At 63.6% G+C, this 10,429-nt stretch carries 10 protein-coding genes; 6 read left to right on the top strand and 4 right to left on the bottom strand.

Annotation, left to right across the window (positions count from 1 at the left end; all coding sequences use genetic code 11):
• Positions 1-12 precede the first annotated feature (12 nt).
• From BP68_RS18460 to BP68_RS18470, 3 genes are read right to left on the bottom strand one after another with little or no spacing between them, the layout of a single operon-like run.
• Positions 13-1,236, bottom strand: coding sequence for a class I SAM-dependent methyltransferase (locus BP68_RS18460; protein ID WP_496374508.1), 1,224 nt, complete (start codon positions 1,234-1,236; stop codon positions 13-15).
• A 2-nt stretch (positions 1,237-1,238) separates the two neighbouring features.
• The gene (locus BP68_RS18465; RefSeq protein ID WP_496374510.1) at positions 1,239-2,057 is read right to left on the bottom strand and encodes a DUF1365 domain-containing protein; all 819 of its coding nucleotides are present in this window, start codon (positions 2,055-2,057) and stop codon (positions 1,239-1,241) included.
• Positions 2,054-3,358 (bottom strand): NAD(P)/FAD-dependent oxidoreductase, encoded by a 1,305-nt coding sequence (locus BP68_RS18470; protein WP_496374512.1) that lies wholly within the window; start codon positions 3,356-3,358, stop codon positions 2,054-2,056. Before BP68_RS18470 ends, BP68_RS18465 begins: the two co-directional genes overlap by 4 nt.
• 168 nt (positions 3,359-3,526) lie before the next feature.
• Here BP68_RS18470 and BP68_RS18475 point away from each other — a divergent pair, with 168 nt between their 5' ends.
• On the top strand, positions 3,527-4,477 hold the full coding sequence (locus tag BP68_RS18475; RefSeq protein WP_496374514.1) for a MerR family transcriptional regulator: 951 nt from the start codon (positions 3,527-3,529) through the stop codon (positions 4,475-4,477).
• 25 nt (positions 4,478-4,502) lie between these two features.
• Entirely contained in the window at positions 4,503-5,102 is a 600-nt protein-coding gene (locus BP68_RS18480) for a lipocalin family protein (RefSeq protein WP_496374516.1), read from the top strand.
• A gap of 147 nt (positions 5,103-5,249) precedes the next feature.
• Here BP68_RS18480 and BP68_RS18485 read toward each other — a convergent pair whose 3' ends face one another.
• Positions 5,250-6,170, bottom strand: coding sequence for a TIGR01777 family oxidoreductase (locus BP68_RS18485; protein WP_496374518.1), 921 nt, complete (start codon positions 6,168-6,170; stop codon positions 5,250-5,252).
• 831 nt (positions 6,171-7,001) lie between these two features.
• On the opposite strand from BP68_RS18485, the gene BP68_RS18490 reads away from it, so the two are divergent.
• From BP68_RS18490 to BP68_RS18505, 4 genes are all read left to right on the top strand, one after another.
• Positions 7,002-7,109 (top strand): IPTL-CTERM sorting domain-containing protein, encoded by a 108-nt coding sequence (locus BP68_RS18490; RefSeq protein WP_496374520.1) that lies wholly within the window; start codon positions 7,002-7,004, stop codon positions 7,107-7,109.
• 445 nt (positions 7,110-7,554) lie between these two features.
• On the top strand, positions 7,555-8,895 hold the full coding sequence (locus BP68_RS18495; protein ID WP_496374522.1) for a tyrosine-type recombinase/integrase: 1,341 nt from the start codon (positions 7,555-7,557) through the stop codon (positions 8,893-8,895).
• A 399-nt stretch (positions 8,896-9,294) separates the two neighbouring features.
• Positions 9,295-9,495, top strand: coding sequence for a DNA-binding protein (locus BP68_RS18500; RefSeq protein ID WP_496373489.1), 201 nt, complete (start codon positions 9,295-9,297; stop codon positions 9,493-9,495).
• 3 nt (positions 9,496-9,498) lie between these two features.
• On the top strand, positions 9,499-10,429 hold a 931-nt coding region (locus tag BP68_RS18505; RefSeq protein ID WP_496374524.1), incomplete at its 3' end, for a plasmid recombination protein.

The following is a 10,429-nucleotide window of genomic DNA, read 5'->3' on the forward strand; positions in this document are numbered from 1 at the left end:
GTGAGGGGCGCTTCAGTCCTTCACCAGCGTGTACTGCACGACGTCGATGCTGCGTGCGTCGAATGCGGCCTCGCAGTACGCCAGATAGAACTCCCAGGTGCGCTGAAAAGACGCATCAAACCCCTGGGCCTGTACCTGGGCTCGCTGCTGGACGAAGCGCTGGTGCCAGCGGCGCAGGGTTTCGGCGTAATCACGGCCAAAGGCAAACTCTTCCACCACCCGCAGACCCGCATCCTGTGCGGCAGCGCGAAGACGCGACGGGCTGGGCAGGCAGCCGCCCGGGAAGATGTACTGCTGGATGAAATCGGTGCCCTGCACATAGCGTTCGAACAGCGCGTCGTCGATCACGATGCTTTGTACGCAGGCGCGCCCGCCCGGCTTGAGCAAGCGCGCCACGGCACCAAAGTAGCTGGGCCAATAGGCCTGGCCCACGGCCTCGACCATTTCGATGGAGCAGATGGCATCAAACGGGCCATCCTGAATATCGCGGTAGTCCTGCAGCCGCAAATCCACCTGGTCGGTCAGGCACGCGGCCTGCATGCGCGCTTGACCCCAGGCCAATTGCTCGGTGGACAGCGTTACCCCGGTCACCTGCGCCCGGAACTCTTTAGCAGCCATCTCTGCCAGAGCGCCCCAGCCACAACCGATCTCCAGCACCTGGTGGCCGGGCTGCACGCCCGCGCTGTACAGGGCGCGGCGTACTTTGGCATGCTGCGCCTGGGTCAGGTCACCCCCCAGGTTGCCCTGGAACCATGCACTGGAGTAATTCATGCTCGGGTCAAGCCACAGCGCGTAGAAGGCGTTGCCCAGGTCGTAGTGCGCATGGATGTTGCGCCGGCTCCCGGCACGGGTGTTGCGGTGGAGCAGGTGACGCAGGCGGTACGCCAGTCGTCCCCACCAGCCGCCGTAGACCAGCGATTCCAGGGTGCCACGGTTGTCGATCAACAGCCGCAAGAGGTCGGCCAGGTGGGACGTTGTCCAATCCTGGGCGATGTAGCTCTCCGCCAGGCCAATATCACCCGAGCGCAGCACGGCACCAAACACCCTCCAGTTGTGCAGGCGCATGCTGGCATGCGGGTGCTGGCCACTGCCCAACTGCAACACGTTGCCATCGGGCAGCTCCAGGTGCAGCGTGCCGCGCTGCAGGCTCTGCAACAGGCGCAGTCCATGGCGTGCCGCAGCAGGCATGTCGGCAGGCAACTGGAGCGCGGACGGAGAGACAGTGGTGGTGTTCATGGTCAAGTGCTCGGCGAGGAAGATCGGGTCACGGGCCGTGCGGGCGGCGTGGGTTTGGGATGAAAGGGCGCGCGCTTGATCCACAGCAGCAGTGCATGCCAGTGGATGCGGGCAATGACGCCCAGTGTCAGAAGCGGATAGCGCCACAGCGCGCGGCGGCGGCTGCTGGCGTCCAGAGGTTGCAGGCGCCCTGCCACGCCGGTGAGCACCAGCGGGCCCTGGGCATCGTCGAAGTCAATGCGCACGCGGGTGGACTGCAACCCCTGGGCGCCGCTGCGCTTGAACTCAAAGCGGTAGCCGCCTTCTACTGGGCAAAACGGCGACACATGGAACACCTTGCGCGCACGCAGCTCCTGGCCGTACCTCGGTGTGTCGAGCAGGTAGGCATGGCGCTCGCCAAAGGTGTTGTTCACTTCGGCCACGATGGCGCGCAGGCTGCCGTCGCTGCGGTGGCAGTACCAGAAGCTCACCGGTTTGAAGCTGTAGCCCACGACGCGCGGGTAGCAATGCAGCCAGATTTCACCCTGCGCGTCAGCAACTCCTTCGCTGCGCAGCAGCTCTTCCAGCCAGGCCAATGCCCCTCCGGCTTGCGGGCTGCGACCATCACCGTGGTCGGCATCGCGAAATGCCAAAGCGCCCGGCCGGTTCAGCGCCAGCACGCCCGCGGCCGCCGGCTGCGCGCGCAGCGTGCGCATGGGCAGCAGCAGGAAGAAGGTCGGAACAATGAAACGGTGGCGGCGCGGGCGCAGCCGGGTGTGCCACACATGACCGAAGCCGATGTGCGGCCGGTTGCCGGTCACCGCGGTGACTGGAGGGGTCATGCGGCCTCCCGCTGGCGCAACTGCTGCTGCAGCAGATCAGCGGCGCGGTAGCCCGACTGCAGGCCGTCTTCATGAAAGCCATACCCCGTCCAAGCACCGCAATACCACGTGCGCTGCACGCCCTGCAATTGCGGCACCTGGTCCTGGGCGGCAATGGCGGCCAGATCGAACACGGGGTGGTCGTAGTCGAATTCGGCCAGCACCTTCTCCGGCGCAATCGAACGCGTCGGATTGAGAGAGACCAGCACGGGGTCGGCAAAAGGCAAAGGCTGCAAGCGATTGAGCCAGTAATGCAGGCACACGCGCGCCGATTCACGCTCATTGCTGGCCGCGCGCTCGTAGTTCCAGGCGGCCCAGGCGCTGGGCCGCCGCGGCATCACACGCGTGTCGGTGTGCAGCACCGCGCGATTGGGCTGGTAGCGGATGGCACCCAGCACCTGGGTTTCCAGCGCGGTCGGCTGCGCCAGCAGGCGCAGGGCCTGGTCGCTGTGCACCGCCAGCACCACGGCATCGAAGCGCTCGCTTTGCCCCCCCGCATGCACCTGCACGCCAGCGGCATCGCGCACGATGCGCTCCACGGGCATGGCCAGCCGGGCATCGAGCCCCTGCAACAGTTTGTGTACGTACTGGCGTGCGCCACCCGCCACCGTGAACCACTGCGGGCGGTTGTTCACCTGAATCAGCCCGTGGTTGTGGCAGAAACGGATCATGGTGGCCACGGGAAAGCGCAGCATCTGGTCGGTGGGGCAACTCCAGATGCTGCCCAACATCGGCAGGAAGTACCAATCGCGAAACGCTGGACCAAAGCCATGCCGCGCCAGAAACGCGCTCAGCGGCTGGGCCAGCGCCGCCTCTTCACCTGACTCTGCCAAAGCGGTACACAACTGATTGAAGCGCAGCAGCTCGCGCAACATGCCCCAGAAACGCGGACGCAGCAGGTTGCGGCGCTGGGCAAACACCGTAGCCAGATTGGCACCACTCCACTCCAGCGTCTGCGCCCCCAGTGCGCCAGCGCCGGGCACCTGCACCGAGAACGACATGTCCGAACGCACGGTGGGAACCTGCAGCTCGTCAAACAAGGCAATCAGTCCGGGGTAGGTCCGTTCGTTGAACACCAAAAAGCCGGTATCGACGCCATGCGTTACCGCCTGCCCGCCAGCGTCCGGCAGGCGCACGTCCACCGTGTGGGTATGACCTCCGAAGTAGCTGCCCGCCTCGAACACCGTGACACGCGCCTGGGCCCGCAGGCGGTGTGCTGCGGCCAAGCCTGAAACTCCCGAACCAATGATGGCGATTTGCATGATCACTCCAACCCCCGGCGCAATGCCAGAGATAGCTCTGTACGCGGGTATTTGGCGTAATGTAGTGGACAGGACTATTTTTGTCCTAGACAATTTAATCAAACCCTACACTTTGTCCATGACTTTCAGAATCCGCCTGATACCTGTACGCCTCGTGAAGGTCCGCGCATGAGCACGCCTGCCCCCCCCGACAGCACAGGCTTGCCGATTGCGGCAGTGGAGCGCGAAACAGGCCTTGCCAAGGACACCTTGCGCGTATGGGAAAGACGCTATGGATTCCCGCAACCCTTGCGAGATGGCGCCGGGAACCGGCTGTACCCTGCCGAACAAGTGCAACGGCTGAAGCTGATCCGCCGTCTCCTGGATACAGGGGCGCGCCCAGGCAAGGTAGTGGGCCTGGACAGTGCGGGACTGCAGTCGCTGCTGAACCAGAGACCCACAGCATCCGCCGGCATTTTGTCCAGGACAAATTTCCAAGAATTTCCACCACTGGCGACCCTTACGCCTCTTCTTGACGCCATCGGAGCGCACGATCCGCAAGCCCTGCGGCATGCGCTGAGTCATGCGCAGCTGCGCATGGGGCTCGCTCCGTTCGTCACAGACCTCGTGGCGCCCCTGGCCGTCGCCGTGGGGGAGGCCTGGGCACAAGGGCGCTTCGAAGTCTTCGAGGAACACCTCTTCACCGAGGTCATTACCGGGGTTCTACGCAACGCGATTGCATCACTGGCGCCGCTGCCCGTACCGCAAGGCCCCAAGGTCCTGCTTACCACCCTCCCCCAGGAGTTGCACAGCCTGGGGCTGCTCATGGTTGAAGCACTGCTGGCATTGGAGGGCTGCACCTGCGTGTCCTTGGGCACACAGACGCCCGTAAGAGACGTAGCACAAGCCGCACTAGCCCATCGAGCCGACGTGGTCGCTTTGAGTTTCAGCAATGTGCACAACGGTACGGCCGTCCTGGCCAGCCTGCGCGAATTGAGGGCCCAGCTGTCCCCCTCCACCGCAGTGTGGGTGGGCGGCTCATGCACGGCGCTGTACCAGAAACCTCTGGAAGGGATCACTCCCGTTCAGCACCTGGCGGGGCTTCAACCCTTGGTGGCGCAATGGCGCCGCATGCACTGATTCACCCAGCGATCAAGGACATCACATGCACATGCTTTCGGCTTTCCTGTGTTCTGTAGAGCGTGCACTCGTCCGATACTGCCGTGGCGGTATGTGGACCCTGTGGATGGCATGCGCCGCCGTGGTGGCCGGCTGCGCAAATATCGGGCCCCCACCCGGCGTGGAGGCTGTCACACCGTTCGATCTGCAGCGCTACCAGGGACGCTGGTATGAGTTGGCCCGGCTGGACCACTCGTTCGAGCGCGGCATGACGGATGTGTCCGCCACATATACCCCTCAGGCGGATGGCGGCGTGCGTGTGGTCAATCGCGGCTTTGCCCCAGCATCGGGCCAATGGCGCGAAGCCATTGGCAAGGCGCTGTTCACGGGAGCGCCCACCACCGGATCGCTCAAGGTGTCATTTTTCGGCCCGTTTTACGGCGGCTACCACGTCGCGGCGCTTGACCCCGACTACCGCTGGGCGCTGGTGCTGGGCCCTGATACCAGCTACTGCTGGATTCTGGCGCGTGACAAACAACTGGGCGCGGCGCAGCGCGATGCCATCGTTGCTCGCGCCCAAGCGCTGGGAGTGGATACCCGCGCCCTGATCTGGGTGACGCACACGCGTCAGGATCCAGCGCACTGAACACAATCACTAGCTATGGCACCATCATTGGTGCTGGGCGCCGGATGATTGCCCGCTCCAGAATAGACGCCCACTGCTTGTCGGCGGAGAAGCGCTGCTGGCAGTTCTGGCAGAGTTCACAGAACGGCGCCAGACATGCTGATCCCCTTACTCAAGAGCGCCACCACGTGGACTGGCCAGCAGTTGCTTCAACGCCTCGGCCAAGCTGGGATAGCGCCAGGCAAATCCTGCCTCCTGCGTGAGGCGCGGAACCAGCCGCTGGCCGCCAAGCAGCAGCACCGACATTTCGCCCAACGCCATACGCAGAGCCCAGGCGGGTACAGGCAACAGCGCCGGACGATGCAGCGTGCGCGCCAGGGTCTGGGTGAAATCGGTGTTGCGCACCGCTTCGGGTGCGCAGGCGTTGAAAGGGCCGCTGCAGGCGTCGTGTAGCAGCAAGTGGTTGATGAGAGCCACCTGGTCGTCCAAATGGATCCAGGGCATCCACTGCTGGCCACTGCCCAGGCGCCCGCCCAGGCCCAGCCTGAAAGGCAACAGCAGCCGCGCCAGCATGCCCCCCTGCGGGGCCAGCACCGGCGCGGTGCGCAGCAGCACCACGCGCATGCCCCACTGGCGCGCACGCTCAGCCTCTTGCTCCCAGGCCACGCATAGGCGGCTGCCGAAGTCGGCATTGCCCGGCGGGCTGTCCTCGGTCAGCCATTGCTCGCCACCGTCGCCATACCAGCCGACGGCCGAGCCCGACAGCAGCACGCGCGGCGGCGTGGCTTGCTCGCCCATCCAGTTGACCAGAGTACGCGTCAGATCTACACGACTGCGCCACAGCAAATCGCGCCGCGCTGCCGTCCAAGGGCGATCGGCAATCGGTGCACCCGCCAGGTTGACCACGGCGTCCAGCGGCCCGCTGCCGTTGAGCATTTGCAATTGTGCGACGCCCTGCGCGCCGCTGCACAGGCGCGGTACTTGCCCCGGGTCGCGGCTCCATACAAAAAGGTCGTGGCCCTGTCGCTGCCAGTGCTGGCACAGTGCTCGGCCGATCAAGCCAGTGCCGCCGGTAAGCAGAATGCGCATGGTGCGTTTCCTTTCAATCGTTGCGATGGGGCACAAGCGCAGGCGCTGACCGTCACTGACCCAGAAGCAGCTACTGTGCTGCGGCGGCAAGCCATCAAGCACAGCCGGTAGGCCGCACGCGCCGTCGCTGGCGGGCCGCTCGATCTGCGCGCCGCGAAGCGGGGCCGACAAGACCGACCGCCGCGACCACCGACTGCGGGTAAGTGTGGGCCATCTCTATAGCCACAGTCTTCAGCACCATGTTCAGCGCTGCCTTGGAGGCACTGTAGCCGACCCAGCCACCCAGCCGATCGTCGCCAACGCTGCCAACCTTGTGTGCAAGCCTTGAGTCTGGACTCCACCATCATCCAGGTGCATTCCGACGGTTGCGGGTGATCCGCACCCCATCCGGCGGTGCCATCCGAAGGCGACTAGTCCATTTGTGCGATGGACCCCACCATAGGGCCTTCTTACACTTTGAACCATTTTGGTGAACGGCGCACCAGCACTCCCTTGCACTGCCGACAACAAAACGATCGCCTTTCATGCCCCCCTTTTATCCCACCCCATGGTGCAGGCAGCCTTGCTCTCGCCTCGGGTGGCACTGGTGGTCACCTAAAGCTCTGCAGCCCCCCTTGACAGCAGCCTCGCGACAACCACCTGCGCCGCCCCCCCGCCGATGGGGGCACAGTGACTTGCCCGCCCAGGCCTGTGTCTAAAGGGTGCAGCCGTACCAGTTAGCAGACGGTTGCATAAGTGCCACCGCGTCACGCAGACTCTGACCGACGGCGGTGCGGGCGATGGCGATCTGAGCACTGGCGGCGTCATCAACGACCCGGGGGCGTGGGCAGCATGGGCAGCGTTGGCGCACAGCCCATTCCCACGCTCACCGAGTGGGGCTTGCTGCTGCTCAGCCTACTGGCCGCACTGGCGGCATGGCCGGCGCTGCGCAGGTTATAAGGGGAATAGGCCTTCAGCGCTTGGCCGCCTAGTTCAAAGTGCCGCACTTCGAGAATTTGGGCGCCAATGACCGAGAAAACGCAATCTACCCAATGGCGCCACTCTGGCGTCCACAGGGCAGTAACCCGGCGAAATGGACTGCTACCGGTCGCAGCACCGCCAAAGTTGCCGAAAAATCGCCAACAAGCAACAAAAAAGAAAACCACACTATCAATTAAGCAGCATGGTTTCCTTATGTGCACTTGGTAGGGCGTGGCGGACTTGAACCGACGACCAAAGGATTATGAGTCCATGGTAAACGACGTTTGCCGCTGTTGAATACCGCAGATACAATCAATATAAATCAACACCTTACATAACATTCAAGACCAACCACTGTTGATTAATACATGGGCGTATTTCAAGAATTTGCCTACAGATTGCCTACAAGTTGCCTACAGACGCCATGAGCGAAACCACTAGCCGCGTGAGACTGACCGCCGGGCGCGTTGACGCCTTTATGTGCCCGCCCGGCAAGGGGCAAGCATTCCTCTGGGATACCGATGCGCCCGCACTTGCAGTGCGTGCGACACCGACTGGGCGCAAGACCTACGCCTTTGAAAGCCGCCTGCATGGAAGGACTCTGCGCCTGACCATCGGCGATTGCAAAGCATGGCCGCTGGCCGGAGCTCGCGCCGAAGCAACCCGACTAACCCTGCTGGTGGACAGTGGACAGGACCCACGCGAAGTAAAACGCCAACAGGAAACCGCGCACGCCGCACGACAAGCCGCCGCAGCAGCCCAGGCCATAACGGTAGGCGAAGTGTGGGCCTCTTACATTGCCGAGCGCGCCCCTCACTGGGGGGCCCTTCACCACAAAGACCATGAGCGCTTAGCCCGTGCTGGTGGCGAGGTTGCCAAACGTGGCACCCGTGGCCGTGGCGTGACCATTGCCGGGCCCCTTCACCCCTTGATGGCAATGCGCCTGCAAGACCTAACAGCCCCCGTTATCGAGGCGTGGGCCGCTGAGCAGGCCAAGACCCGCCCCACCCCTGCACGACTATCCTGGCGACTGCTACGGGCCTTCCTGACGTGGTGCGCAGAGCACCCGCAATATGCCGTCGTGGTACCAGCCCAAAACCCCGCCAAGACTCGCCGCGCCCGTGAGGCGCTGGGCAAGGCCGGGGTGAAGCAGGACTCCCTTTTGCGCGAACAGCTTCCCGCATGGTTTTCTGCCGTGTGCGCCGTCGGTAACCCCACCATATCGGCCTATCTGCAAACGCTGCTAATGACGGGTGCACGCCCTGGCGAGGTGCTGACCATGCGCTGGGAGGACATCAACACCCAATGGCGAGGGCTGACCATCCGCGACAAGGTGGAGGGCGAGCGCATCATTCCTTTGACGCCCTACGTGTGGCACCTTTTAGCAGCCCTTCCGCGCCGCAGCGAATGGGTTTTTGCAGGGACTGTGCGCGAGCCGGGCGAGGCTGCGCAGCCCATTGCCAAACCCCACCACGCCCACGCCACAGCCTGCAAGGTAGCGGGCATCGAGGGACTGACATTTCATGGCCTGCGCCGCAGCTTCAAGAGTCTGACCGAATGGCTGGACATCCCGGCTGGCGTGGTTGCACAGATTCAAGGCCACAAACCCAGCGCGACCGCAGAGAAGCATTACACCGTGCGCCCGCTTGACCTGCTGCGCCTGCACCATGAGCGCATCGAGGCATGGATTTTGGAACAGGCTGAGGTGCAGTTTGACGCCCAAACCGAACCGGGCAAGCTGCACATAGTGGCAAAAAAGCGATAACACAAACTAATGGGCCACCACCCTGCACCTTCAGGCCGAGCCTGGAAGGCGGCAAGGCGACGCCGTCACAGCGCAGTGTGAGCGCCATGCACATGCCATCGGCTACCGCACCGTGGTGCGCCTGGAGCAGTGCTAAATCGCTTGCCCATGTAGGCGTGGCCTCATCTCCGCGACCACAGGCGCCGCCTCGGCCCTTGGCAATCACCGTCTGCGTCTTGACTATTTCAACGCGCCCACTAACATATGTACGTGCATCCAGCCTTTTGACCGATCTGTGGTCGATACGGCAGGAGTGCGCAAGAAGGCTGTAGCGCAGGAGTGCTTGGCAATTTCCCGTCAATCCGGGGGATGTCATGCACTCAAAGAAAACTGAGTTGGCTCCCCCTTGCTGGAGCCCCCATGGTTTCGATCAAGCCCCTGATCCAGGAAACCCGCGCAGCACTGCCGACCACCGAAGCTGCAATCCACCTCAACCGCAAGCCGCAGACGCTTCGCCTCTGGGCCTGTCATGAAAACGGTCCCCTGCGCCCGATTCGGGTCCATGGTCGCCTTGCGTGGCCTGTGGCCGACTTGCGCCGCCTCCTGGGCATTGAGGGATAACGGATGGCCGCTCCAGCCCTGTGCGGCGTCATGCGCATTGGGCGTATCCATACCTTCCGACAACTGCTGGAAGCGGGGCGCCATAACAAGCGCGAGCGTCTTCAACCGCATATTGACCCAGAGCGCGTTCGTTTGAACTACGCCCTGGCCGGCCCGGACGCCGGTCACGGCGCGAGCCTGGCGATCACGCATGCTGCCCGGGCGATGCTGCGTGCTGCAGGCCTGGGCAAGGGCCGCGGCCTCAAGCCACTGCGAAAAAACGTGGTGCTCGCCGTGGAGGTCATCTTTAGCCTGCCGCCCGGTTTCAATGCGGAGAACCATCGCGCCTATTTCAACGATTGCCTGGCCTGGATGGGCCGGCACTTTTGCGATCCCCGCAACATCCTGAGCGCCGATGTGCACTTGGATGAAGGTGCTCCGCACATGCATGTGCTGGTGCTTCCGCTCCTGGAAGGTCGAATGCAGGGCGGAAAAGTGTGTGGAAGTCCCGCTCAGCTCAATAGGTGGCGCGAGACCCTCTACACCGAGGTCGGTATCCGCCATGGGCTGTCGCCTCCTGCGCAGAAGCTGCGCGGCGAGGACAAGGCAGAAGCCGTCACGATGGTTCTGGCGCACTATCGGCAGGCCTTGCCCGCTCTGCTGAATGATCCCACTTGGCCCGCCGTGCGGAGGTCGATCGAGCTTGACCCTGATTCGTACATGCGGCAACTCGGCTTGGAGGTCGCCCCTCGCCAGAAGCGGATGCGCACCATGGCGCAGATTTTTACGAGCAAGGGCAAGGGGCCGACTCGGGAACCAAGTCACGCGCAGCGTGTGGCCGCGGGCACCAAAACTCTATGCTCTGTCGCAATTGACGAGATGGAGAGTTTTGAGGCCCTTCCGGCTCTGCAAGAGAAGGCAGTCCTCCCCGACGTGGGGCTTGCGGTGAACAGGC

Source organism: Diaphorobacter oryzae DSM 22780 (assembly GCF_059568935.1).